This window comes from Escherichia sp. E10V10 (assembly GCF_004211985.1).
Classification (GTDB): Bacteria; Pseudomonadota; Gammaproteobacteria; order Enterobacterales; family Enterobacteriaceae; genus Escherichia.
Window position 1 is genome coordinate 316,476 of record NZ_RHJO01000004.1, and the last position, 24,127, is coordinate 340,602.

General features: G+C 48.6%; 24 protein-coding genes and 1 tRNA gene. 17 read left to right on the plus strand and 8 right to left on the minus strand.

What is annotated here, in order from left to right:
- Nucleotides 1–152 precede the first annotated feature (152 nt).
- Nucleotides 153–791 (plus strand): HTH-type transcriptional regulator RutR, encoded by a 639-nt coding sequence (gene rutR / locus D9736_RS10265; RefSeq protein ID WP_130258277.1) that lies wholly within the window; start codon nt 153–155, stop codon nt 789–791.
- Between the two features lie 39 nt (nt 792–830).
- Here the strand turns inward: rutR and putA are convergent, their stop codons facing one another.
- Nucleotides 831–4,793, minus strand: coding sequence for a trifunctional transcriptional regulator/proline dehydrogenase/L-glutamate gamma-semialdehyde dehydrogenase (putA, locus tag D9736_RS10270; protein WP_130258278.1), 3,963 nt, complete (start codon nt 4,791–4,793; stop codon nt 831–833).
- Nucleotides 4,794–4,850: 57 nt separating this feature from the next.
- On the opposite strand from putA, the gene D9736_RS23365 reads away from it, so the two are divergent.
- The 6 genes from D9736_RS23365 to phoH all read left to right on the plus strand — a co-directional run bounded on the left by D9736_RS23365 (nt 4,851) and on the right by phoH (nt 11,752).
- Nucleotides 4,851–5,057, plus strand: coding sequence for a hypothetical protein (locus D9736_RS23365; RefSeq protein WP_135381141.1), 207 nt, complete (start codon nt 4,851–4,853; stop codon nt 5,055–5,057).
- Nucleotides 5,058–5,214: 157 nt separating this feature from the next.
- Nucleotides 5,215–6,723, plus strand: a complete 1,509-nt coding sequence (putP, locus tag D9736_RS10275) for a sodium/proline symporter PutP (RefSeq protein WP_001018479.1) — start codon at nt 5,215–5,217, stop codon at nt 6,721–6,723.
- Between the two features lie 312 nt (nt 6,724–7,035).
- Nucleotides 7,036–7,866: an iron uptake transporter permease EfeU gene (gene efeU / locus D9736_RS10280; protein WP_130258279.1), complete on the plus strand. Its 831-nt coding sequence runs from the start codon at nt 7,036–7,038 to the stop codon at nt 7,864–7,866.
- A 57-nt stretch (nt 7,867–7,923) separates the two neighbouring features.
- Nucleotides 7,924–9,051 carry an iron uptake system protein EfeO gene (gene efeO / locus D9736_RS10285; protein ID WP_130258280.1) on the plus strand — a complete coding sequence of 376 codons (1,128 nt, stop codon included), beginning with the start codon at nt 7,924–7,926 and terminating at the stop codon, nt 9,049–9,051.
- Nucleotides 9,052–9,056: 5 nt separating this feature from the next.
- Nucleotides 9,057–10,328: an iron uptake transporter deferrochelatase/peroxidase subunit gene (efeB, locus tag D9736_RS10290; protein WP_130258281.1), complete on the plus strand. Its 1,272-nt coding sequence runs from the start codon at nt 9,057–9,059 to the stop codon at nt 10,326–10,328.
- 635 nt (nt 10,329–10,963) lie between these two features.
- Nucleotides 10,964–11,752 carry a phosphate starvation-inducible protein PhoH gene (gene phoH / locus D9736_RS10295; protein ID WP_167850467.1) on the plus strand — a complete coding sequence of 263 codons (789 nt, stop codon included), beginning with the start codon at nt 10,964–10,966 and terminating at the stop codon, nt 11,750–11,752.
- A gap of 114 nt (nt 11,753–11,866) precedes the next feature.
- On the opposite strand, the gene D9736_RS10300 is transcribed toward phoH, so the two are convergent.
- The 3 genes from D9736_RS10300 to D9736_RS10310 form a co-directional block, all read right to left on the minus strand.
- Nucleotides 11,867–12,727: a hypothetical protein gene (locus D9736_RS10300; protein ID WP_130215845.1), complete on the minus strand. Its 861-nt coding sequence runs from the start codon at nt 12,725–12,727 to the stop codon at nt 11,867–11,869.
- A gap of 205 nt (nt 12,728–12,932) precedes the next feature.
- Entirely contained in the window at nt 12,933–13,310 is a 378-nt protein-coding gene (locus D9736_RS10305) for a DUF1878 family protein (RefSeq protein ID WP_130215847.1), read from the minus strand.
- Nucleotides 13,311–13,915: 605 nt separating this feature from the next.
- Nucleotides 13,916–14,003: transfer RNA gene (locus D9736_RS10310), tRNA-Ser, on the minus strand.
- A 233-nt stretch (nt 14,004–14,236) separates the two neighbouring features.
- Here D9736_RS10310 and ghrA point away from each other — a divergent pair.
- From ghrA to D9736_RS10330, 4 genes are all read left to right on the plus strand, one after another.
- Nucleotides 14,237–15,175 carry a glyoxylate/hydroxypyruvate reductase GhrA gene (ghrA, locus tag D9736_RS10315; RefSeq protein ID WP_130258282.1) on the plus strand — a complete coding sequence of 313 codons (939 nt, stop codon included), beginning with the start codon at nt 14,237–14,239 and terminating at the stop codon, nt 15,173–15,175.
- A 54-nt stretch (nt 15,176–15,229) separates the two neighbouring features.
- Complete coding sequence (gene ycdX / locus D9736_RS10320) at nt 15,230–15,967, plus strand: zinc-binding phosphatase (RefSeq protein WP_130205456.1); 738 nt, start codon at nt 15,230–15,232, stop codon at nt 15,965–15,967.
- A gap of 22 nt (nt 15,968–15,989) precedes the next feature.
- Nucleotides 15,990–16,544, plus strand: coding sequence for a molecular chaperone YcdY (gene ycdY, locus D9736_RS10325; protein WP_130205458.1), 555 nt, complete (start codon nt 15,990–15,992; stop codon nt 16,542–16,544).
- Between the two features lie 101 nt (nt 16,545–16,645).
- Nucleotides 16,646–17,137, plus strand: coding sequence for a DUF1097 domain-containing protein (locus D9736_RS10330; protein ID WP_130205460.1), 492 nt, complete (start codon nt 16,646–16,648; stop codon nt 17,135–17,137).
- A gap of 61 nt (nt 17,138–17,198) precedes the next feature.
- On the opposite strand, the gene csgG is transcribed toward D9736_RS10330, so the two are convergent.
- The 4 genes from csgG to csgD are packed head-to-tail and all read right to left on the minus strand — an operon-like array spanning nt 17,199 to nt 19,541.
- Nucleotides 17,199–18,032, minus strand: coding sequence for a curli production assembly/transport protein CsgG (gene csgG / locus D9736_RS10335; RefSeq protein ID WP_130205462.1), 834 nt, complete (start codon nt 18,030–18,032; stop codon nt 17,199–17,201).
- Between the two features lie 25 nt (nt 18,033–18,057).
- Nucleotides 18,058–18,474 (minus strand): curli production assembly/transport protein CsgF, encoded by a 417-nt coding sequence (gene csgF / locus D9736_RS10340; RefSeq protein WP_064528489.1) that lies wholly within the window; start codon nt 18,472–18,474, stop codon nt 18,058–18,060.
- A gap of 22 nt (nt 18,475–18,496) precedes the next feature.
- The gene (gene csgE / locus D9736_RS10345) at nt 18,497–18,886 is read right to left on the minus strand and encodes a curli production assembly/transport protein CsgE (protein ID WP_130205465.1); all 390 of its coding nucleotides are present in this window, start codon (nt 18,884–18,886) and stop codon (nt 18,497–18,499) included.
- A gap of 4 nt (nt 18,887–18,890) precedes the next feature.
- The gene (csgD, locus tag D9736_RS10350) at nt 18,891–19,541 is read right to left on the minus strand and encodes a biofilm master transcriptional regulator CsgD (RefSeq protein ID WP_064528493.1); all 651 of its coding nucleotides are present in this window, start codon (nt 19,539–19,541) and stop codon (nt 18,891–18,893) included.
- 757 nt (nt 19,542–20,298) lie between these two features.
- On the opposite strand from csgD, the gene csgB reads away from it, so the two are divergent.
- The 6 genes from csgB to clsC all read left to right on the plus strand — a co-directional run bounded on the left by csgB (nt 20,299) and on the right by clsC (nt 24,124).
- Entirely contained in the window at nt 20,299–20,754 is a 456-nt protein-coding gene (gene csgB / locus D9736_RS10355) for a curli minor subunit CsgB (RefSeq protein WP_130215852.1), read from the plus strand.
- A 40-nt stretch (nt 20,755–20,794) separates the two neighbouring features.
- Entirely contained in the window at nt 20,795–21,253 is a 459-nt protein-coding gene (csgA, locus tag D9736_RS10360; RefSeq protein WP_000771421.1) for a curli major subunit CsgA, read from the plus strand.
- A 58-nt stretch (nt 21,254–21,311) separates the two neighbouring features.
- On the plus strand, nt 21,312–21,644 hold the full coding sequence (csgC, locus tag D9736_RS10365; protein WP_000992819.1) for a curli assembly chaperone CsgC: 333 nt from the start codon (nt 21,312–21,314) through the stop codon (nt 21,642–21,644).
- Nucleotides 21,645–21,761: 117 nt separating this feature from the next.
- Nucleotides 21,762–22,073, plus strand: coding sequence for a type 1 fimbrial protein (locus D9736_RS10370; RefSeq protein ID WP_130205471.1), 312 nt, complete (start codon nt 21,762–21,764; stop codon nt 22,071–22,073).
- Nucleotides 22,074–22,167: 94 nt separating this feature from the next.
- Complete coding sequence (ymdB, locus tag D9736_RS10375; protein WP_130258283.1) at nt 22,168–22,701, plus strand: O-acetyl-ADP-ribose deacetylase; 534 nt, start codon at nt 22,168–22,170, stop codon at nt 22,699–22,701.
- Nucleotides 22,643–24,124 (plus strand): cardiolipin synthase ClsC, encoded by a 1,482-nt coding sequence (gene clsC, locus D9736_RS10380; protein ID WP_130258284.1) that lies wholly within the window; start codon nt 22,643–22,645, stop codon nt 24,122–24,124. The genes ymdB and clsC overlap by 59 nt, the downstream gene beginning before the upstream one ends.
- Nucleotides 24,125–24,127: the final 3 nt, after the last annotated feature.

Sequence of the window (24,127 nt, forward strand, 5' to 3'; positions counted from 1 at the left end):
ATTGCGTTATCTAAAATATCTGGTAAAAAGTGGACTAAACGGTCAAAACAGTTGCACATAAAACATGCATCCGTGCGCGATGAGAGTGCAGAAGGTCGAGGCCAGACGGGGGTTTTGCTATCCTGTTGCCAATCTACAAGAGGGGAGAGCGCATGACGCAAGGCGCAGTGAAAACAACGGGTAAACGTTCGCGCGCAGTGAGTGCGAAGAAAAAAGCGATTCTTAGCGCGGCACTGGACACTTTTTCGCAATTCGGTTTTCACGGCACACGGCTGGAGCAAATTGCAGAGATGGCGGGTGTTTCAAAAACCAATCTGCTGTATTACTTTCCGTCAAAAGAGGCGCTGTATATTGCCGTGCTGCGGCAGATTCTCGATATCTGGTTGGCACCGTTAAAAGCGTTTCGTGAAGATTTCGCCCCGCTGGCGGCGATCAAAGAGTACATCCGTCTGAAGCTGGAAGTCTCCCGCGATTATCCGCAGGCTTCGCGCCTGTTCTGTATGGAGATGCTGGCAGGTGCGCCGCTGTTAATGGATGAACTGACGGGCGATTTGAAGGCATTAATTGATGAGAAATCGGCGCTGATTGCCGGTTGGGTCAAAAGCGGCAAACTCGCGCCGATTGACCCGCAGCATTTGATTTTTATGATTTGGGCCTCCACTCAACATTACGCCGATTTCGCCCCTCAGGTGGAGGCGGTGACAGGTGCGACGTTGCGCGATGAGGTATTTTTCAATCAAACGGTTGAAAACGTGCAGCGGATTATTATTGAGGGGATTCGACCACGCTAATGATGCCGGAGGAAGGTGCAACATCCTCCGGCTACCTGTTTAACCGATCGTCATTAAACTGGCGTTACCGCCAGCGGCAGCGGTATTCACACTCAGCGAACGTTCGATATACAGCCGCTCCAGCAGGATATTGCTTTCGCCACGGGCAAAACCCTGCACCGAAACAATTGCGCCATCCCGCGCGGCAACCGCTTCACACAATGCGCGAAGCTGATCCGAATCACCGTGGAAGATCACCGCATCAAACGGTTGAGCGGCTATATTTTCCGCTTTCGCCAGTTGAATACGTTCGCTGACTGCCGATGGCAATGCCTTCACTAACTGACGATGCAGCGCGTCATCCGGCCACAGCACCTGGCTGCCCACCGCCAGCACGGCGGCGAGCTGAGTCAGTGCATCCTGTTCATCATCGGCAATACACAACACGCGCTCACGCGGCAGTAGCGTCCAGGTGTTACGTTCACCCGTCGGCCCTGGCAGCAATCGTTGTGTTCCTGCCTGCGCCAGCTCGCCATATTGCGTACATAACGCCTGCAATTCTGGACGATTTGCCGCCCATTCCCGCAGTGCATTTAGCGGCTGAGTCAATGCGGCTTTCAACTGCGCATCGACCGGATACTCTGCATCCTGACGCGCGAGCGTCACCGCCAGCGCACTTTCCGGGCGATTCGCCAGCAGACGGTAGAGATAGAGCGGACCGCCTGCTTTCGGCCCGGTACCGGACAACCCTTCGCCGCCGAACGGCTGCACACCAACCACTGCACCCACCATATTACGGTTAACATACAGGTTACCAACATGGGCCGAGCCAGTGACCTGGGCAATGGTTTCATCAATACGCGTATGAACGCCAAGCGTCAGGCCATAGCCGGAAGCGTTAATCTGCTCGATCAGTTCCGGCAGCTGGTTACGGTTGTAACGCACCACATGCAGCACCGGACCAAAGACCTCTTTTTGCAATTCAGCAAAGTCATCCAGTTCGATAAGCGTCGGGGCGACAAAGGTGCCGCTTTGCCATTCGCGGGCATCTTCGCTGTTTTCCCGCACCGCCTGGAACACCGGACGGCCTTTGCTACGCATGGTCTGAATATGACGCTCGATATTGGCTTTCGCTTCGCTATCAATCACCGGACCGATATCAGTGGTCAGGCGACCCGGATTACCCATCCGGCATTCGGCCATTGCGCCGCGCAGCATTTTCAACGTGTGGTCGGCAATCTCATCTTGCAGGCACAGCACGCGCAGTGCCGAACAACGCTGACCCGCACTGTCGAACGCCGAGGCCAGCACATCTATTACTACTTGTTCGGTCAGTGCTGAAGAATCGACAATCATCGCGTTCATGCCGCCGGTTTCAGCGATGAGCGGAATAGGGCGACCCTGAGCGTCCAGGCGACTGGCGATATTGCGTTGCAGTAACGTAGCGACTTCGGTTGAACCGGTAAACATCACCCCGCGCACGCGATCATCACCCGTCAGTTGCGCGCCCACGGTTTCACCCCGACCTGGCAGCAATTGCACCACGCCTGGCGGTACACCCGCTTCCAGCAAAATGGCGATCCCTTGCGCGGCAATCAGCGGCGTTTGTTCTGCCGGTTTTGCCAGTACGCTGTTACCTGCCGCCAGTGCAGCAGCAATCTGCCCGGTGAAAATAGCCAGCGGGAAGTTCCACGGACTGATACACACCACAGGCCCTAATGGACGGTGGGTTTCGTTAGCGAAATCATCCCGCACCTGTCCGGCGTAGTAGTGGAGAAAATCGACCGCTTCGCGCACTTCGGCAATGGCGTTACTGAAGGTTTTTCCGGCTTCACGCACCAGAATACCAATCAGTTGCTGCATCTGGCTTTCCATTAGCACGGCAGCGCGATGCAAAATCGCCGCGCGTTCAGCCGGAGGAGTGGCAAACCAGATTGGCGCGTTATTAACCGCACTTTCCAGCGCCTGTTCTACTTCACTCGGCGTGGCTTCACGCATATAGCCCACAATATCTTTCGGTTCCGAAGGGTTAATAACGGGCGACATCTCACCAGCCGTGACCGGTTGTTCCAGCATTGGCAAGGCCTGCCATTTTTGCAGTGCACTATTGAGCAGGGCAGAAGAGAGCGAGGCCAGACGGTGTTCATTGGCGAGATCCAGCCCTGCCGAGTTGTCGCGCACGTGACCGTAAAGATCGCGCGGCAGGGGAATTTTCGGATGCGGTAATCCAGTTTGCCCTTCCTGTTGCGCCAGTTTTTCTACAGCAGTGACCGGATCGGCGACCAGTTCATCCAGTGGCAAAGAGGTGTCGGCAATACGGTTAACAAACGAGGTGTTAGCACCGTTTTCCAGCAGGCGGCGCACCAGATACGCCAGCAGCGTTTCATGTGTGCCAACCGGGGCATAAATACGACACGGACGGTTAAGTTTGCCGTCGGCAACTTTCCCGGTGACCTGCTCATACAGTGGCTCGCCCATACCATGCAGGCACTGGAACTCGTACTGACCCGGGTAGTAGTTCTGACCAGCCAGTTGATAAATCGCCGCCAGCGTATGGGCGTTGTGCGTCGCGAACTGCGGGTAGATTAGATTTGGCACCGCCAGCAGCTTTTTCGCACAGGCGAGATATGAAACGTCGGTATACACCTTGCGGGTATAAACCGGGTAACCTTCAAGGCCGTCCATCTGCGCACGCTTGATTTCACTATCCCAGTACGCGCCTTTCACCAGGCGAATCATCAGACGGCGACGGCTGCGGGTGGCGAGATCAACCAGGTAATCAATCACCAGTGGGCAGCGTTTTTGATAAGCCTGAATAACAAAACCGATGCCGTTCCAGCCAGCCAGTTCAGGCTCGAAACAGAGTTTTTCCAGCAGATCGAGGGAGATCTCCAGACGATCGGCCTCTTCGGCGTCAATGTTGATACCAATATCGTACTGACGCGCCAGCAGGGTGAGTGATTTCAGACGTGGGTACAGCTCTTCCATTACCCGGTCATACTGGGCGCGGCTGTAGCGCGGATGCAGCGCCGACAGCTTGATTGAAATGCCCGGACCTTCATAGATGCCACGACCATTGGATGCTTTACCAATGGCGTGAATCGCCTGCTGATAGGAAACCATATACGCCTGTGCGTCTGCGGCAGTCAGCGCGGCTTCGCCCAGCATATCGTAGGAGTAACGGAAACCTTTTTCTTCCAGCTTGCGGGCATTGGCTAACGCTTCCGCGATGGTCTCACCCGTGACGAACTGCTCGCCCATCAGGCGCATCGCCATATCCACACCTTTGCGGATCAGCGGTTCACCGCTTTTACCGATAATGCGATTCAGCGAGCGGGAGAGGCTGGCTTCGTTATGGGTAGAAACCAGTTTGCCGGTAAACAGCAGCCCCCAGGTGGCGGCATTAACAAACAAAGACGGGCTACGACCAATGTGTGACTGCCAGTTACCGTTGCTGATTTTGTCGCGAATTAACGCATCCCGGGTGGCTTTGTCGGGAATACGCAACAACGCTTCTGCCAGACACATCAGCGCCACGCCTTCCTGCGATGACAGCGAAAACTCCTGCAATAATCCCTGAACCATACCTGCGCGACCACTGGCGTTTTTTTGATTACGCAGTTTATCGGCCAGTTGATACGCCAGTTTGTGCGCCTGTTCGGCAATCGGCTGCGGCAGGCGAGCTTGTTCCAGCAGCATAGAAACCGCTTCAGTTTCCGGGCGGCGATACGCGGCGGTGATAGCGGCGCGGGAAACCGACTGGGGCAAAATTTGCTCGGCAAAGTCGAGGAATGGCTGGTGTGGTTCCTCTGCCGGAGTCGGTGCTTCATCGCTCTCATTGGCCGCGCCAGAAAGCAGCGCAGGTAGCTCCGGCAAGGTATCGCTATTTTCCAGTTGTTCAAGATAAGAAAAAATCGCCTGCTTAATTAACCAGTGCGGTGTGCGATCGATACGTGTCGCGGCTGACTTAATACGCTCACGCGTCGCGTCGTCCAGCTTAACCCCCATGGTGGTGGTTCCCATGCCATTACTCCTGTTGTTCTGAAAAGTGCAACTTAACGTTATCGTGAAATATCTATTATGTTGCAACTTTGTGCAACTGCGTTAAATGTGACTTACGTAGCAAGCTTAAAAATGAATGAAATGTTAATAAAAGAAATCGATATGACAGGGATTAAAAAAGTAACGCAGACTTTTTCTCTGCGGCAGTTAACATTTTTGAAAGGTGCAACCGTAAAAAATGTGAGGAAGTGCAACCTGATGAAAAATAGTATCGCTGGGCAATAAAATTTGATGTAAATGATGTGTTAAATCGATTGTGAATAACCAGCACTTCCGGCAGGATACGGTCGCCCTGGTAAAACATAAACTCTGTTACCCCGTTCCGGTGGCAGATATAACGGCAAGTTTCGACATTGCCGATAATAATTTTTGGAGACTTTAGATGGCTATTAGCACACCGATGTTGGTGACATTTTGTGTCTATATCTTTGGCATGATATTGATTGGGTTTATCGCCTGGCGATCAACGAAAAACTTTGACGATTATATTCTGGGCGGTCGTAGCCTTGGGCCATTCGTGACGGCATTATCGGCGGGTGCGTCGGATATGAGCGGCTGGCTGTTAATGGGGTTGCCGGGCGCGGTTTTTCTTTCCGGGATTTCCGAAAGCTGGATCGCCATTGGTCTGACATTAGGCGCGTGGATTAACTGGAAGCTGGTGGCCGGGCGGTTGCGTGTTCATACCGAATACAATAATAACGCCTTAACTCTGCCGGATTATTTCACCGGGCGCTTTGAAGATAAAAGCCGCATTTTGCGCATTATCTCCGCGCTGGTTATTTTGCTGTTCTTCACCATTTATTGCGCTTCGGGCATTGTGGCAGGCGCGCGTCTGTTTGAAAGTACCTTTGGCATGAGCTACGAAACGGCTCTGTGGGCAGGAGCTGCGGCGACGATCCTTTACACCTTTATTGGCGGTTTCCTCGCGGTGAGCTGGACTGACACTGTACAGGCCAGCCTGATGATTTTTGCCCTGATCCTGACGCCGGTTATCGTCATTATCAGTGTCGGTGGGTTTGGCGACTCGCTGGAAGTGATCAAACAAAAGAGCATCGAAAACGTGGATATGCTCAAAGGGCTGAACTTTGTTGCCATTATCTCGCTAATGGGCTGGGGGCTGGGTTACTTCGGTCAGCCGCACATTCTGGCGCGTTTTATGGCGGCGGATTCTCACCATAGTATTGTCCATGCGCGTCGTATCAGTATGACCTGGATGATCCTCTGCCTGGCAGGGGCGGTGGCTGTCGGCTTCTTTGGGATTGCTTACTTTAACGATCATCCGGCGCTGGCGGGTGCGGTAAATCAGAACGCCGAGCGTGTGTTTATCGAACTGGCGCAAATTCTGTTTAACCCGTGGATTGCCGGGATTCTGCTGTCGGCGATTCTGGCTGCGGTGATGTCAACCTTAAGCTGCCAGTTGCTGGTATGTTCCAGTGCGATTACTGAAGATTTGTACAAAGCGTTTCTGCGTAAACATGCCAGCCAGAAAGAACTGGTGTGGGTAGGGCGTGTGATGGTGCTGGTAGTGGCGCTGGTGGCGATTGCGCTGGCGGCAAACCCGGAAAACCGCGTGCTGGGCTTAGTGAGCTACGCGTGGGCAGGCTTTGGCGCGGCGTTTGGTCCGGTGGTGCTGTTCTCGGTGATGTGGTCACGCATGACGCGCAACGGTGCGCTGGCGGGGATGATCATCGGTGCGCTGACGGTTATCGTCTGGAAGCAGTTCGGTTGGCTGGGTCTGTACGAAATTATTCCGGGCTTCATCTTCGGCAGTATCGGGATTGTGGTGTTTAGTTTGCTGGGTAAAGCGCCGTCAGCGGCGATGCAAAAACGCTTTGCCGAGGCCGATGCGCACTATCATTCGGCGCCGCCGTCACGGTTGCAGGAAAGCTAAGGGACTTAGCCTGCGGCGGTTTTGTTTGGCTTCAGCAGCGTGTTGCGCAGCATTAAAATAGTTGTGTGGTTCTTGCCGGATAAGGCGCTTACGCGGTATCTGGCAAGAACACATGGCTCGTTGTAAACAATCCCATCTTTCTACCCTGGAATAATCGTTTATATCCCGGGCATTATCTCTCTTTGTTTACATTCCAACATCATTTTATAAACATTCCGCTTGTATTTTTCTTTACCGTAATGATAATCGCTATCACTGCGATTTACTTTTCTTTGCATAGATTGACTCAGAAAAACGTTTAAGGGTGGTGGCATGTTTGTTCCGTTTCTCATTATGTTGCGCGAAGGACTTGAAGCCGCGCTGATTGTCAGTTTGATTGCCAGCTATCTTAAGCGTACCCAGCGAGGCCGATGGATTGGTGTGATGTGGATTGGCGTGTTGCTTGCCGCTGCGTTGTGCCTGGGCTTGGGTATCTTCATCAATGAAACCACCGGCGAATTTCCGCAAAAAGAACAGGAACTGTTTGAAGGTATCGTGGCGGTGATCGCCGTGGTGATCCTTACCTGGATGGTTTTCTGGATGCGCAAAGTGTCGCGCAACGTCAAAGTGCAACTGGAGCAGGCAGTCGATAGCGCATTGCAGCGTGGAAATCATCATGGCTGGGCGCTGGTGATGATGGTCTTTTTTGCCGTTGCAAGGGAAGGGCTGGAGTCGGTCTTTTTCCTGCTGGCGGCATTTCAACAAGATGTCGGGATCTGGCCGCCGCTGGGTGCAATGCTCGGTCTTGCTACAGCCATGGTGCTCGGCTTCCTGCTCTACTGGGGCGGTATTCGCCTCAATCTTGGTGCATTTTTTAAATGGACCAGCCTGTTTATTCTCTTCGTCGCCGCAGGGCTGGCGGCAGGTGCCATTCGCGCATTTCATGAAGCCGGATTGTGGAACCACTTTCAGGAAATCGCCTTCGATATGAGTGCGGTGCTCTCAACTCACTCGCTGTTTGGCACGCTGATGGAAGGGATTTTTGGCTATCAGGAAGCGCCGAGCGTCAGCGAAGTCGCCGTCTGGTTTATTTATCTCATCCCGGCGCTGGTGGCATTTGCTCTGCCGCCACGTGCAGGGGCGACAGCGTCTCGTTCTGCGTAGCAAATACGACGCAAACTCTTGCTTAGTTACAACATACTTTAAAGGGATAGTCTCGTCATGACCATTAACTTCCGCCGTAACGCATTGCAGTTGAGCGTGGCTGCGCTGTTTTCTTCTGCTTTTATGGCTAACGCCGCTGATATTCCGCAAGTCAAAGTCACTGTGACGGATAAGCAGTGCGAACCGATGACCATTACGGTTAACGCCGGGAAAACACAGTTCATTATTCAGAACCACAGCCAGAAGGCGCTGGAGTGGGAGATCCTTAAAGGCGTGATGGTGGTGGAAGAGCGGGAAAATATCGCCCCTGGCTTTAGCCAGAAAATGACGGCGAATTTACAGCCTGGCGAATACGATATGACCTGCGGCCTGCTGACTAACCCGAAAGGGAAGTTGATCGTCAAAGGCGAGGCAACGGCGGATGCGGCGCAAAGTGATGCGCTGTTAAGTCTTGGTGGTGCAATTACTGCATATAAAGCGTATGTCATGGCGGAAACCACGCAGCTGGTGACTGACACCAAAGCATTTACCGACGCCATCAAAGCAGGCGATATCGAAAAAGCGAAAGCACTGTATGCGCCGACGCGCCAGCACTATGAGCGCATCGAACCGATTGCTGAACTGTTCTCCGATCTGGATGGCAGCATTGACGCCCGTGAAGATGATTACGAGCAAAAAGCCGCCGATCCGAAATTCACTGGTTTCCACCGTCTGGAAAAAGCATTGTTTGGCGACAACACCACCAAAGGAATGGCTCAGTACGCTGACCAGCTTTATACCGATGTGGTCGATTTGCAAAAACGCATCAGTGAACTGGCTTTCCCACCTTCAAAAGTGGTCGGCGGCGCAGCCGGACTGATTGAGGAAGTGGCAGCAAGCAAAATCAGCGGTGAAGAAGATCGCTACAGCCACACCGATCTGTGGGATTTCCAGGCTAACGTTGAAGGCTCGCAGAAAATAGTCGATCTGCTGCGTCCACAACTACAAAAAGCCAACCCGGAGCTGCTGGCAAAAGTCGATGCTAACTTCAAAAAGGTCGATACCATTCTGGCGAAATACCGTACCAAAGACGGTTTTGAAACCTACGACAAACTGACCGATGCCGACCGGAATGCACTGAAAGGGCCGATTACTGCGCTGGCGGAAGATCTGGCGCAACTTCGCGGTGTGCTGGGGCTGGACTAAGCGTTATGCAGTATGAAGATGAAAACGGTGTGAATGAACCGTCACGCCGACGTTTACTGAAAGGGATTGGTGCACTGGCGCTGGCGGGAAGTTGTCCGGTCGCTCATGCACAAAAAACGCAAAGTGCGCCGGGTACGCTTTCACCGGATGCACGCAATGAGAAACAGCCGTTTTATGGTGAGCATCAGGCAGGGATCCTGACGCCACAACAGGCCGCAATGATGCTGGTGGCGTTTGATGTGCTTGCCAGCGATAAAGCCGATCTTGAGCGGTTGTTTCGCTTGTTGACTCAGCGTTTTGCGTTTCTGACTCAGGGCGGAGCGGCACCAGAAACGCAAAATCCGCGCCTGCCACCACTCGATTCCGGCATTCTTGGCGACTACATTGCGCCCGATAATCTCACCATCACGTTATCGGTGGGCCACTCATTGTTTGACGAACGGTTTGGGCTTGCGCCGCAGATGCCGAAAAAGTTGCAGAAGATGACGCGTTTCCCCAACGACTCGCTGGATGCAGCGTTATGTCATGGTGATGTGTTGCTACAAATTTGCGCCAACACCCAGGACACGGTGATCCATGCGCTGCGCGATATCATCAAACACACGCCGGATTTACTCAGCGTGCGCTGGAAGCGGGAAGGGTTTATCTCCGATCACGCGGCACGCAGTAAAGGTAAAGAGACACCAATCAATTTGCTGGGCTTCAAAGACGGTACCGCCAATCCCGATAGCCAGAATGATAAGTTGATGCAAAAAGTGGTGTGGGTGACGGCAGATCAGCAGGAGCCTGCGTGGACAATCGGTGGTAGCTATCAGGCAGTACGCTTGATTCAGTTTCGAGTGGAATTTTGGGACAGAACGCCACTGAAAGAACAGCAGACGATTTTTGGCCGTGATAAGCAGACCGGTGCGCCGCTGGGAATGCAGCATGAGCATGATGTTCCCGATTACGCCAGCGATCCGGAAGGGAAGGTGATTGCGCTGGACAGCCATATCCGGCTGGCGAATCCCCGCACGCCAGAGAGTGAGTCCAGTCTGATGCTGCGTCGTGGCTACAGTTATTCACTGGGCGTCACCAACTCCGGGCAACTGGATATGGGGTTGCTGTTTGTCTGCTACCAACACGATCTGGAAAAAGGCTTCCTGACAGTACAAAAAAGGCTCAATGGCGAAGCGCTGGAGGAATACGTTAAACCTATCGGCGGCGGTTATTTTTTTGCGCTACCGGGAGTGAAGAACGCGAATGATTACCTGGGAAGGGCGCTATTGCAGGTTTAATGTTTTTAGGCGGATAAGGCGTTCGGCGCATCCGGCGTTCGTGCACTGATGCCTGATGCGATGCTGGCGCATCTTATCAGGCCTACAATCGGTGCTGGCTCGGTAGGCTGGATAAGGCGTTTACGCCGCATCCGGCGTTCGTGCGCAGATGCCTGAAGCGAATCCTGCTGAAAGCACACAGCTTTTTTCATCACTGTCATTACTCTGTCATCTTTCCAGTAGAAACTAATGTCACTGAAATGGTGCTTTATATTTAAACATAAGTAAATATATTGTTGCAATAAATGCGAAAACTGTTGTACTTATTAAGTAACAGCGGTAGTTCCCGGCAGTGATAGTCAGTAACTATGGAGATCGCGGATGGTAACGTCCTGCACTGGACATGTTTTTGACAATCAACGCTCGACCAAACGCGGAGATTTCTCCTCCGGTAGCAACTTCGTCACTCTGTATTTTTACTCACTTCCTCCCTTTTCTCGTGTTACCGACGCCGTGAACGGTGCGCGTAGCCGTTTTCGGTGTTATTTCCAAAAGCAAACTATGGCTTACAAGGAAGCCAACCCTCTGATGTTCGTGCGCATAATCGCGCTGCCAACGGCGCGTGTGATGAATACAAACAACTCAAGGTGCTCTCCATGGGAAGACAAAAAGCAGTGATCAAAGCTCGTCGCGAAGCAAAACGTGTGCTGAGACGGGATTCACGCAGCCATAAACAGCGTGAAGAAGAATCGGTCACCTCGCTTGTGCAGATGAGCGGCGTAGAAGCCATTGGTATGGCCCGCGACAGTCGCGATACTTCGCCAATCGTGGCGCGAAATGAAGCGCAATTGCACTATCTGAAGGCTATTGAGAGTAAGCAGCTGATATTCGCTACGGGCGAAGCCGGGTGCGGTAAAACCTGGATCAGTGCGGCAAAAGCGGCAGAGGCTCTGATACATAAGGATGTCGACAGGATCATCGTCACCCGTCCAGTTTTGCAAGCCGATGAAGATCTTGGCTTCTTACCTGGGGATATCGCAGAAAAGTTTGCTCCCTATTTTCGTCCGGTCTATGACGTGCTGGTCCGGCGCCTGGGGGCTTCCTTTATGCAGTATTGCCTGCGACCGGAAATAGGGAAGGTGGAAATCGCGCCGTTCGCCTATATGCGTGGACGTACCTTTGAAAATGCAGTTGTCATTCTTGACGAGGCGCAGAATGTGACTGCCGCGCAAATGAAAATGTTTTTAACCCGCCTCGGGGAAAACGTAACGGTTATCGTCAATGGTGATATCACGCAATGCGATCTGCCTCGCGGCGTGCGCTCTGGATTAAGTGACGCGCTGGAACGTTTCGAAGAAGATGAAATGGTCGGGATCGTCCGGTTCGGCAAAAATGATTGCGTACGTTCGGCTCTTTGCCAACGTACGCTACATGCCTATAGTTAAGCGTATTACAAGCGCAGAGCCCGGGCTAACCGGGCTTTGTTTTTGATGTGTATTGCCCAGAGTGCAAATTTATCTAAAACTACTTACAGCCGGTTTAGTTGCAATGCAGGATAGCTATTTTAAATTATAAAGTCTGTTCTCAATATATTCATTCAGTTTTGTCAGCTCTTCTGCGATTTTTTCCTTGTTTAATTCATTGTTGTCGGTCATGGTTAATAAAATCAATTCCTTTGTTTTTTTTGATAAAATTCCCGGGTGGAAATTTCTGCTGTTATACATTTCATGAATAATGCTGAGTAATTCGTTATTGAAAAAATCAATATTATCCATGTTGTCGATTTGAGGGTTGCTGTCTTGAAAATTTTTAATAATTTTATTTATTTTGATAAGGAAATAAAACTCAATATTTCTCTGGGTTTGTTCTTCTGGTGTGAAAATTGGAAAGTCATAATGTTCACATATTGTATCATAATCAGCAAACTTTTCGTTTTCAATTGACCATAACTTTTTCTTTTCTATTTTATCCTTCGTTGATTTTATCTCTGAAAACATTCTTTTTATTATCAATAAAATGATGGCGGTGACAAATAAAATAATTACGCCAATATGTGTGGAGTAATAAAAAAGTAACATGATAAATGAAATTACTGGTAGTGCTAATGAGGTAATAATCAATAAGTTACCGACTTTACTATATGAGTGTAGTTCAAAAATGAATTCCCTTTCGCCACTTGCGAATATGTAAAATAATGAGAAGCCTGTGTTCAGTAATGTTGATATTGCGAAACCTAACGTAGCCCACCACAGCGGAAAACTATTGGAGATATTAACAGGGGGGACACTAAAAAGCCCAATAAAAAAGGTAAAGCAGGCTCCAGTAAGAATTGAGTGAAAATATGAAAACCATTTTATACTCTCCCCTGTATGATACCCTTTTTTATATGCACGCCAGGCAATCCGCTTTGTATTATACATGGTTCTATCCTTAAATTGATTTACTATGAAAACTATACTAATTGATATTAATGCATAAGATTATTATTAATATCGTATATAATTTACTACCTCATCGCTCGAATCAATTCCATATCAGTTTGTGCGATAGATTAGTGGATAAATAAATGATTATGAACAAATGCATTTATCTGGTAATAGATTTAGCCTACTACCAGATAAACAATCAGTTATTGTGGCGAATAATTTGGTAAAACTCGGCAGGTATGTTGGGGCCAAAACTCAGCGCATATTGATAACAAACATCTGTCCACTGATGGTTTTTGTAAAAAGCAAGAATAACTTGTTTTACCATTTGGTATTCAATATCGAGTTCATCTTTTAAGTCATTTTCAAATTCATACCATTTTAATTTTTCATTGTTGCTTAATTTTTCATCGTATTTTTCAAATATATCATGTGTACGATTAATGTTTCTTTCATTCCAATCCATTGAAATAGTTAATGACTCCACGGGATGATTATGATAATCGATTATGTCACCAAGGATACTTATATGGTATTTTAATTTTTCAATTTCTTTTGAAATTTCAGTTAAGTTCATGCTTTATCCTCCATTTTAGAATATGTAGAATTCATCGCAGATATGACATCTTGAGTCTTTGTTTGTAGATCATGAACATATGCGAGTCTGGAGTGCCTGAATGCCAACCTGTTTCGTAAGAGTTAAGATTTATTTTGCTTCAACAAGAAGCAGGTGAGTATCAGCATCAGGATCTTTTGTATCAAGAGTTCCTAAAGCAATATCGGAAACTCTTTTGTCTTGTGCTCGCTTCAGAAGAGCATAGTCATGCTGTCTGTTATTAAAGGATACTCCCATCCATTTACCCACAATAGTTAGAATTGAATCACTTTGTACATTTATATTCAGCTTTTGCCTTGGTAAATAATAAATATTATTTCGGTATTATCTAATGCAAAAATGATTTTACAAAACAAGGTATCACTTACCTCATCCTTTCTGAACGGAACAGGAGACTATGTTGGAAAATTCCTCGTCGCCCTGCGGGCAGCCCGTTCACTGCGTTCACGGTCTGTCCAACTGGCTTTCGCCAGTTGTCGAACCCGGGTCCGGGCTTCTCATCCCTGCCGGGCTGTGCAATATGCGAAAAAAAAGCCCGTACTTTCGTACGAGCTCTTCTTAAGATATGGCGGTGAGGCGGGGATTCGAACCCCGGATACGTTGCCGTATACACACTTTCCAGGCGTGCTCCTTCAGCCACTCGGACACCTCACCAAATTGTTGTTCCTGTCTTGCTGGAACGGGCGCTAATTTAGGGAAATAGTCGCCTCGGGTCAACAAACTTTTTTAAAAAAAAGTGCGTTTATTCAAACTTCAATCAGTTTGCGGCTTTAATAAGCAAGTTTTGCTTTTTTTGCCACCGACAGCAGATTTGCTATTCTGATGTTCCTTGCAGATCATAACAATAAGCGCGAATAAATTCCGCTCAACTCTTTTCGGGAGCCAATATGGATATCATCTTTTATCACCCAACCTTTGACTCAAAATGGTGGATTGAGGCGCTGAGTCAAGCGATACCTCATGCCAGGGTCAGAGCCTGGAAAAACGGAGATAACCAGGGCGCGGATTATGCATTAGTCTGGCATCCTCCTGTTGAAATGCTGGCAGGACGAGATCTTAAAGCTGTGTTTGCACTAGGCGCCGGTGTGGATTCTATATTGAGTAAACTACAGGCACACCCTGAAATGCTTAAACCCTCCATTCCGCTTTTCCGCCTGGAAGATACCGGTATGGGCGAGCAAATGCAGGAATATGCTGTTAGCCAGGTGCTACATTGGTTCCGACGTTTTGACGATTATCGAATCCAGCAAAATGCTTCGCACTGGCAACCGCTGCCTGAATATCATCGGGAGGATTTTACAATTGGCATCCTGGGCGCTGGCGTGTTGGGCGGTAAAGTCGCACAGAGTCTACAAACATGGCGCTTTCCGCTGCGTTGCTGGAGTCGCAGTCGTAAATCCTGGCCAGATGTACAAAGCTTTGCTGGAAGCGAGGAGCTGAAGGCATTTCTGAGTCAATGCCGGGTACTGATTAATCTGTTACCGAATACGCCCGAAACGATCGGCATTATTAATCAACAATTATTCAATCAATTACCGGATGGCGCGTATCTTCTCAATCTGGCGCGTGGCGTCCATGTGGTGGAAGATGACCTGCTCGCGGCGCTGGAAAGTGGCAAGATTAAAGGAGCAATGCTGGATGTTTTTAATCGTGAACCTTTACCGCCGGAAAGCCCGCTCTGGCAACATCCACGCGTCACGATAACGCCACATGTGGCAGCTATTACTCGCCCCGTCGAAGCAGTGGAGTATATTTCGCGCACCATTTCCCAGCTAGAAAGAGGTGAGGCCGTCAGCGGGCAAGTCGACCGAGTTCGAGGCTACTAATAAAGCGCCAGGATTCCTGCTATCCTTGGCAAGAATTGAATACAGGAGAGAGTTATGTATCCCGTCGACCTACATATGCATACCGTTGCCAGCACGCATGCATACAGCACATTAAGTGACTACATTGCCCAGGCTAAACAGAAGGGAATCAAGCTTTTTGCAATTACCGATCACGGCCCGGATATGGAAGATGCACCGCATCACTGGCATTTCATTAATATGCGTATTTGGCCACGAGTGGTTGATGGGGTAGGGATCCTGCGCGGCATTGAAGCCAACATTAAAAATGTTGACGGTGAAATTGACTGTAGCGGCAAAATGTTTGAGTCGCTGGATTTAATCATTGCTGGTTTTCATGAACCGGTTTTTGCACCACATGATGAAGCGACCAATACGCAAGCGATGATCGCGACTATCGCCAGCGGCAATGTGCACATAATAAGCCATCCGGGCAATCCGAAATATTCCATTGATTTCAAAGCAGTTGCGGAAGCAGCCGCGAAACACCAGGTCGCGCTGGAAATCAATAATTCGTCCTTCCTACACTCGCGCAAAGGCAGTGAAGATAACTGCCGTGCAGTTGCCGCTGCGGTGCGCGATGCTGGCGGTTGGGTGGCATTAGGCTCGGATTCTCATACCGCGTTTACTATGGGTGATTTTGAAGAGTGTCGTAAAATTCTTGACGCGGTTGATTTTCCAGAAGAACGCATTTTGAATGTTTCACCGCGCCGTTTACTCAACTTCCTGGAATCCCGCGGTATGGCGCCGATTGCGGAATTTGCTGAACTTTAATTGCTTTTATGGAAATAAATAAATGAACGAGTTTTCTATCCTGTGTCGTGTACTGGGGTCACTTTATTACCGCCAACCGCAGGACCCTTTACTGGTTCCGCTGTTTACCCTGATTCGTGAGGGAAAATTGGCGGCGAGCTGGCCTCTGGAGCAGGATGAGTTGCTGGCACGCTTGCAGAAAAGTTGTGATATGGCGCAAGTATCTGCTGATTACAATGCGCTGTTTATCGGCGATGAATGTGCAGTACCGCCTTACCGCAGTGCCTGGGTTGAGGGCGCGACGGAAGCGGAAGTGCGTGCTTTTCTTTCAGAACGCGGGATGCCGTTAGCAGATACGCCAGCCGATCACATCGGCACATTACTGCTTGCGGCTTCCTGGCTGGAAGATCAGTCAACGGAAGATGAAAGCGAAGCACTGGAAACGTTGTTCAGCGAGTATCTGTTGCCGTGGTGTGGCGCATTTCTCGGTAAAATTGAGGCCCATGCAACCACGCCGTTCTGGCGCACTATGGCACCACTGACCCGCGATGCTATCGGCGCAATGTGGGATGAACTTGAGGAAGAAAAAGAAGAATAAGTGTGATCGTGATCACCAGTGAATGCAACATCAAACTCTACGTTGCATAAAATGTGTGCTCGATCTCATTCATGGCCGCGTTTTCTGCTATCATTCGCGGCATGAACATACTTCTCTCTATTGCAATCACAACGGGCATTCTCTCCGGTATCTGGGGATGGGTGGCCGTTTCCCTTGGTTTACTCAGCTGGGCGGGTTTCCTTGGCTGCACGGCCTACTTTGCCTGTCCGCAAGGCGGCCTGAAAGGGTTGGCGATCTCCGCTGCAACGCTGCTTAGCGGTGTGGTGTGGGCAATGGTCATTATTTACGGTAGTGCGCTGGCACCCCATCTGGAAATAGTTGGCTATGTCATGACTGGCATTGTCGCTTTCCTGATGTGTATTCAGGCCAAACAGCTATTGCTGTCATTTGTTCCGGGTACATTTATCGGTGCGTGTGCGACGTTTGCCGCGCAGGGAAACTGGAAACTGGTATTGCCATCTCTGGCGCTTGGGCTGGTGTTTGGTTACGCGATGAAAAACAGTGGGCTTTGGTTGGCGGCGCGCAGTGCCAAGACCGCTAACCATGAGCAACAAGTAAAAAATAAAGCGTGAGAGAATCACGCTTTATATTGAATACGTAAAGGCCGGATTAATACTCCGGCTTTTTTATGGATCAGGATTCCGGCGGTACTGACAGATGGCGGTATTTCACCAGAATGTCATTCTGCAGATCTGCTTTATTCTGCAAATCCCACAGACCGCGGTCGATACCATCATTAATCAGGAAGATAACACCGGTTTCAATCGCCGACATCAGGCATAGCATAACGGGTTCGTTCGAGGTATATCCTACTTCCCCTTCCAGTAACCGCTGGTAGTCGATAAAGCGGAAGACGCCGGCCTGGACTTCATAGGAAAGAATGGTCTTACTGGTGTTCACTGATGACAGGATTTCACCGGTGCTGACATTAACGACACGCAAGTTCACCGCGATTTGGTCAAGTTGGTACTGCGTATCGGCGCCAATACCGAAGTATCTCGCCCCGGCACCGCCCGATTTCACATTACTTTCATAACCAATAATCGACCCTTCAACCATGATATTGGCTGCCGTCAGCGACTGTAGCGGGATCCGGTTATTGAGCGCAACAGTGCCGTTTTCTTGTGCCGCACGAATAATCTTACGTTCGTTCAGTAAGTTTTGTAGGCCCTGACGCTCCAGTGGTACAAACCAACGCGAATCTTTCAATGCGGTGACCAACATGGCGGTCGCGCTTTGCGGAACTGCGGTGGAGAAGTTACTCGCCGGATAGGGTTTAAATTGTCCAGTTTCATCCTGGATGTTGTATACCGAGACAAAGATTTTGCCCGTTGGCGAAGGTAAATGGGTTAAATCTTTGTAGCTTTGAGCTCGAGGCATTAATGTCGGCTTGGCGGCTTCTTTTGGTGGTGCTGTTAAGCATCCACTCAGCAACATGACTGCAACCAAAACAAATAAGCGCTGCATATTATTTTCCTTACAAAGCTGGGGCTTAAAAATCGGTTGAGTTATTTTGTAATCCCGAAACCTGAATCGTGGACGTTTGACCCGTTTTACGATCGGTTACGTTCAGTTGCAGCTGACCATCCCGGTTGGCAATATCGACGATATATTCGTTAGTCACCATTCGTCCTGGCTGACCCGTATTAATATTTGTCAGCAGCCCACCTAATATTTGTGACTGAATGGCCTGGGTGAAGTTATCTAACGCCGAGGGCGTTTCAATACCAAAGTCATCATCATAGCTTGGATCTTTATACGAGTTCTGTGCCTGGGCGCTGTTTAGTAAAAAAGCGCCATTATTGGGGTTGCCACCAAAATTAGGATTGCGGAACTGGAAGGTCATATTCCCGGCCCAACTTATTGGCGAAATTAGCATGAGTAGAATTACTGCATGTTTGACACGCATTGCAGCCTCCGGACAATTTAATTTAAAATTCATCAGGCGCTAAATCGCCCGTACTCAGTAAAGCCTGACTAATCTGTCGACGGTTCAGTGCTTCTTCAGTTTGTGCCAGTGCAAAGACAACAGTTTTCTCGAAGTCTCTTTTCAATGGGAATAAAAAAGTCTGGAAAATAACGTCCTGATTTACCGTTATGGTGATCCAGCTTCCCCATCGTGCACTGGGCCTTTCATTAATCGTCAAGTTCCCGGTATAGCTACTTTCCCATTTATCACTAAAGGCACGATAAAAATCATGTCCAATGGATGAAACAGTATGGTCAGTTAACAATCCCGGTACTTCTACCTCTACGGCGTGAACATTCCCCGCAGCGAAGAAAATATTCGCTGCTACAATCCAGCATAAATAACGTTTCATGGCTTTATCGCCTGAGGTTATCGTTTGCCCATGAGACTGCTTGAGTCCGGTTTTTGACTGCTATCTTCTTGAAAAGATTATAAAGATGCGTTTTAACCGTATTTTCGCTGATGAACAGCGAACGAGCAATCTCGTTATTGGAGGCGCCGATACGCAGTTTATTAAGGATCTCTTTTTCCCTATGAGTAAGGAGGGCAGATTCCGTGCTGTTATAACGATAGTTACCTGAATGTGTAATCAGATAGCTGGCAAGTTTTTGCGTAAAGTAGCATTCCCCGCGTAAGACGCCTTGCAACCCATTGATGACGCGTTCTTGATCCTCCAGGGCGTAAAAAACACCGTTGATATGAGGCCAGTTTTCAATGTCGCGGTACGGGTAATCGTCTGGAGTATTTAACAACAGTGTTTTGATGTTGTTGTGTTTTCTGCTTAATGTATCCTGCCAGTAATGGATGAGTTTTTTATCTGCTTCCATCATATCCAACAGAATAATGCAGCCAGAAGATATATCGTCCAGAGAACGTTGAATGTTATGTAGTTTTCCTGTGATTGCCAGCGATTGTTTTAAATGCTGCAATAACGCAGTCGCTTGCAAGGAAGGTTTAGTGATTAACAGTAATGTATGACCATGAATACTATGGACTTCATTAAACATGATGAAACCCCGCTCTTTTTATTAATCGCACACCTGACAGCTGCCTTTATTCAATAAAGGCACCAGAAGTACTGACAGATGTTGCACTGCTGTGTGTAGTAATAAATCAACCCTAAATGGGTAAAAAATAAAACTAATGGATTACATCTGATTTCAATCTAGCCATTACAAATCTTAAATCAAGTGTTAAACATGTAACAAAATGTAATCTGGTAATTAAATTTGTTAACATCAAGGGATTGTTAAGTTTGGTAATGATAGAAAAGTTGTACATATGGCTTTTATTGCACAATTTTGAAAAGTCATACAAATACGCGTAACCACATGATTGTATTCATAAAGTTTATTTATCTCTGGTCCTTTTGTTGCGCTAAAATTGTCTGCATTTTCATATTCTCTTCAGGGACAATTTTTGGCTGCAAAAAAACGATGTTTGTGACGGCTTGTCAGGTAAACATATCGACAGAATCGTCGTGAATCATGAGGAGAGATAGTTTGTCGAATTTTCGCGGTCAAAAAACGACGGTTTAAAAGTAAACAAAATAATTTTTGCGTAAATAACAGCGTATTTACGCGAGTTTTAATACTTTGGCATGAGTAAAAAAAGAAAAATACAACGCGCGGGTGAGTTATTAAAAATATTTCCGCAGACATACTTTCCATCGTAACGCAGCGTTAACAAAAAACGGTTTGCGTTAACAACCAAGTTGAAATGATTTAAATTTCTTAAATGTACGACCAGGTCCAGGGTGACAACATGAAAAACAGATTGTTATTTATGATGTTAACAGTACTGGGTGCGCCTGGGATTGCAGCCGCGGCAGGTTATGATTTAGCTAATTCAGAGTATAACTTTGCGGTAAATGAATTGAGTAAGTCTTCATTTAATCAGGCAGCCATAATTGGTCAAGCTGGTGCTAATAATAGTGCACAGTTACGGCAGGGAGGCTCTAAACTTTTGTCGGTTGTTTCGCAAGATGGTAATAACAACCGGGCAAAGATTGACCAGACAGGAGATTATAACCTTGCGTATATTGATCAGGCGGGCAATGCCAACGATGCCAGTATTTCGCAGGGCGCATATGGTAATACTGCAATGATTATCCAGAAAGGTTCTGGTAATAAAGCAAATATTACGCAGCATGGTACTCAAAAAACGGCAATTGTAGTGCAGAGACAGTCGCAAATGGCTATTCGCGTAACACAGCGTTAATTTCCATTCGACTTTTAAATCAATCCGATGGGGGTTTTACATGAAACTTTTAAAAGTAGCAGCAATTGCAGCAATCGTATTCTCCGGTAGCGCTCTGGCAGGTTCTATTCCTCAGTACGGCGGTGGCGGCGGCAACCACGGTGGTGGCGGTAATAACAGCGGCCCGAATTCAGAACTGAATATTTACCAATACGGTGGCGGTAACTCTGCTGTTGCATTGCAGGCTGATGCCCGCAACTCTGATCTGACAATTACCCAGCACGGCGGCGGTAACGGCGCAGATGTGGGACAAGGTTCTGATGACAGCTCAATTGAACTGACCCAACGTGGATTTGGTAACAGCGCGACACTGGATCAGTGGAACGGTAAAAACTCTGAAATGACTGTTAAACAGTTCGGTGGCGGCAACGGTGCAGCAGTTGACCAGACTGCATCTAACTCCAGTGTCAACGTAACTCAGGTTGGCTTTGGTAACAACGCGACCGCTCATCAGTACTAATACAGAATTTGTATTACAGAAACAGGGCGCAAGCCCTGTTTTTTTTCGGGAGAATAGTATGAACGCGTTATTACTTCTCGCGGCGCTTTCCAGCCAGATAACCTTTAATACAACCCAACAAGGTGACATGTACACCATTATTCCTGAGGTTACTCTGACGCAATCATGCTTGTGCCGGGTGCAAATATTATCTCTGCGTGAAGGCAGTTCGGGACAAAGTCAGACGAAGCAAGAAAAGACCCTTTCATTACCCGCTAATCAACCCATTGCCTTGACGAAGTTGAGTTTAAATATTTCCCCGGACGATCGGGTGAAAATAGTTGTTACTGTTTCTGATGGACAGTCACTTCATTTATCACAACAATGGCCGCCCTCTTCAGGAAAGTCTTAATGTATTGATAGTTGAGCATAAAATGAGCCGGAAGAGAATGGTCTGATACGAATCGGCCACCTGAAAGCATGGATAACACACCCTCAAGGATGATTAATCATTGAGGAAATAGAAGAGATGTTCAGACCGTTATTAAACTCCCTTATGCTTGGCAGCCTGGTTTTTCCTTTCTTTGCAACAGCGGAAAGCAATGCGCAAGGTGGCGTGATTCATTTTTATGGTCAAATTGTGGAACCGGCGTGTGACGTGAGCTCCCTACAAGCGCCAGTTGAAATGACCTGTATGCAAAATGGTCCTGTACAGAGCAAAACGTATTCCAGCAAAGAGCTAATGAGCGGCAAAGTTAAAAATGCGCAAATTGCCTCAGTAAAAGTGCAGTATCTTGATGAGCAGAAAAAGCTGGCTGTGATGAATATCGAATATAACTAAGTTTCTGAACCACTCACGTCGCCGACAAGAAAAATGCGATTTCTCTAAAAACCCTGCTGTACACTTAAGAAACAAGATGGTGTAAGGAGGCGTTATGAAATCGCGTATTCATGTTGTACAGGGCGATATTACCAAACTGACCGTTGATGTGATTGTTAATGCGGCAAATCCATCGTTGATGGGGGGAGGCGGCGTCGATGGCGCTATACATCGCGCTGCCGGTCCGGCGCTGCTGGATGCCTGTTTAAAAGTCAGACAACAACAGGGCGACTGCCCTACGGGACACGCAGTAATTACCCTCGCAGGCGATCTCCCCGCCAAAGCTGTTGTACATACTGTTGGACCAGTGTGGCGCGGCGGAGAACAAAATGAAGATCAGCTATTACAGGATGCCTATCTCAATAGTCTGCGACTGGTGGCGGCGAACAGTTATACATCGGTAGCTTTCCCTGCCATTAGTACTGGTGTTTATGGATACCCACGCGCTGCAGCGGCTGAAATAGCAGTAAAAACCGTTTCGGAATTTATTACCCGTCACGCTTTACCCGAGCAGGTATACTTTGTCTGTTATGATGAAGAAAACGCCCATCTCTACGAAAGACTCCTTACCCAACAAGGAGATGAATGATTTGCCCCGGCTGGCGAGCGCGGTGTTGCCCTTGTGTTCGCAACATCCAGGACTGTGCGGCATTTTCCCCCTTGATAAAGGTCTGGATGCGTTTGCCGCACGTTATCGCCTGGCAGAAATGGCGGAACATACGCTGGATGTTCAGTATTACATCTGGCAGGACGATATGTCGGGGCGGTTACTGTTTTCCGCTCTGTTAGCCGCCGCGAAGCGTGGCGTTCGCGTTCGTTTGTTGCTTGATGACAACAATACACCCGGACTTGATGACATTTTACGCTTGCTCGATAGTCATCCGCGGATTGAAGTTCGACTTTTCAATCCTTTCTCATTTCGCTTATTGCGTCCGCTTGGCTATATCACCGATTTTTCCCGTCTCAATCGACGTATGCACAATAAGAGTTTTACCGTCGATGGCGTGGTGACTCTGGTGGGGGGGAGAAACATCGGCGATGCATATTTTGGAGCAGGAGAAGAACCGCTTTTTTCAGATTTAGATGTGATGGCAATGGGGCCGGTTGTTGAGGACGTCGCTGATGATTTCGCCCGCTACTGGTATTGCAAATCAGTTTCACCCTTGCAGCATGTTCTGGATGTGCCAGAAGGTGAAATGGCTGATCGTATTGAGCTACCCGCATCCTGGCATAATGACAGCATCACGCATCGCTATTTGCATAAACTGGAATCAAGCCCTTTTATGAATCAACTCGTTGAGGGGTCGTTACCGCTTATTTGGGCAAAAACGCGTTTATTAAGTGATGATCCTGCGAAAGGGGAGGGCAAAGCAAAACGCCATTCCCTTCTGCCGCAGCGTCTGTTCGATATCATGGGGTCACCCGGCGAGCGGATTGATATTATCTCTTCCTATTTTGTGCCGACGCGTGCAGGTGTAGCGCAACTGTTACGAATGGTAAGAAAAGGGGTAAAGATAGCAATCTTAACCAACTCACTTGCCGCCAATGATGTCGCTGTGGTGCATGCTGGCTACGCACGCTGGCGCAAAAAATTGCTCCGTTATGGCGTGGAACTCTATGAGCTGAAGCCGACGCAGGAACAACCCGGTACACTGCACGACCGCGGAATAACCGGGAATTCCGGTGCCAGTCTGCATGCCAAGACCTTCAGTGTCGATGGCAAAACCGTATTTATTGGTTCATTCAATTTCGACCCGCGTTCTACATTACTCAACACTGAAATGGGCCTGGTAATAGAGAATAAAACGCTGGCGCAACTGATCGATAAACGCTTTATTCAGAGTCAGTATGATGCGGCCTGGCAGTTGCGTTTGGATCGGTGGGGGCGGATTAACTGGGTCGATCGCCACGGGAAGGAAGAAATTATTCTCAAAAAAGAACCCGCAACCAGTTTCTGGAAGCGGGTTTTGGTCAGACTGGCGTCAATATTACCCGTTGAATGGTTATTGTAAGCG

Bases quoted from the DNA above. Each gene is read 5' to 3' on its own strand.
- ymdB (WP_130258283.1), top strand. From the start codon at position 22,168: ATGAAATCGCGTATTCATGTTGTACAGGGCGATATTACCAAACTGACC.
- csgF (WP_064528489.1), bottom strand. From the start codon at position 18,474: ATGCGTGTCAAACATGCAGTAATTCTACTCATGCTAATTTCGCCAATA.
- csgD (WP_064528493.1), bottom strand. From the start codon at position 19,541: ATGTTTAATGAAGTCCATAGTATTCATGGTCATACATTACTGTTAATC.
- efeB (WP_130258281.1), top strand. From the start codon at position 9,057: ATGCAGTATGAAGATGAAAACGGTGTGAATGAACCGTCACGCCGACGT.
- ghrA (WP_130258282.1), top strand. From the start codon at position 14,237: ATGGATATCATCTTTTATCACCCAACCTTTGACTCAAAATGGTGGATT.
- D9736_RS10330 (WP_130205460.1), top strand. From the start codon at position 16,646: ATGAACATACTTCTCTCTATTGCAATCACAACGGGCATTCTCTCCGGT.
- putA (WP_130258278.1), bottom strand. From the start codon at position 4,793: ATGGGAACCACCACCATGGGGGTTAAGCTGGACGACGCGACGCGTGAG.
- ycdY (WP_130205458.1), top strand. From the start codon at position 15,990: ATGAACGAGTTTTCTATCCTGTGTCGTGTACTGGGGTCACTTTATTAC.
- csgC (WP_000992819.1), top strand. From the start codon at position 21,312: ATGAACGCGTTATTACTTCTCGCGGCGCTTTCCAGCCAGATAACCTTT.
- phoH (WP_167850467.1), top strand. From the start codon at position 10,964: ATGGGAAGACAAAAAGCAGTGATCAAAGCTCGTCGCGAAGCAAAACGT.
- clsC (WP_130258284.1), top strand. From the start codon at position 22,643: ATGATGAAGAAAACGCCCATCTCTACGAAAGACTCCTTACCCAACAAG.
- D9736_RS10300 (WP_130215845.1), bottom strand. From the start codon at position 12,727: ATGTATAATACAAAGCGGATTGCCTGGCGTGCATATAAAAAAGGGTAT.
- csgA (WP_000771421.1), top strand. From the start codon at position 20,795: ATGAAACTTTTAAAAGTAGCAGCAATTGCAGCAATCGTATTCTCCGGT.
- efeO (WP_130258280.1), top strand. From the start codon at position 7,924: ATGACCATTAACTTCCGCCGTAACGCATTGCAGTTGAGCGTGGCTGCG.
- D9736_RS23365 (WP_135381141.1), top strand. From the start codon at position 4,851: ATGTTGCAACTTTGTGCAACTGCGTTAAATGTGACTTACGTAGCAAGC.
- csgE (WP_130205465.1), bottom strand. From the start codon at position 18,886: ATGAAACGTTATTTATGCTGGATTGTAGCAGCGAATATTTTCTTCGCT.
- D9736_RS10370 (WP_130205471.1), top strand. From the start codon at position 21,762: ATGTTCAGACCGTTATTAAACTCCCTTATGCTTGGCAGCCTGGTTTTT.
- efeU (WP_130258279.1), top strand. From the start codon at position 7,036: ATGTTTGTTCCGTTTCTCATTATGTTGCGCGAAGGACTTGAAGCCGCG.
- rutR (WP_130258277.1), top strand. From the start codon at position 153: ATGACGCAAGGCGCAGTGAAAACAACGGGTAAACGTTCGCGCGCAGTG.
- ycdX (WP_130205456.1), top strand. From the start codon at position 15,230: ATGTATCCCGTCGACCTACATATGCATACCGTTGCCAGCACGCATGCA.
- csgB (WP_130215852.1), top strand. From the start codon at position 20,299: ATGAAAAACAGATTGTTATTTATGATGTTAACAGTACTGGGTGCGCCT.
- putP (WP_001018479.1), top strand. From the start codon at position 5,215: ATGGCTATTAGCACACCGATGTTGGTGACATTTTGTGTCTATATCTTT.
- csgG (WP_130205462.1), bottom strand. From the start codon at position 18,032: ATGCAGCGCTTATTTGTTTTGGTTGCAGTCATGTTGCTGAGTGGATGC.
- D9736_RS10305 (WP_130215847.1), bottom strand. From the start codon at position 13,310: ATGAACTTAACTGAAATTTCAAAAGAAATTGAAAAATTAAAATACCAT.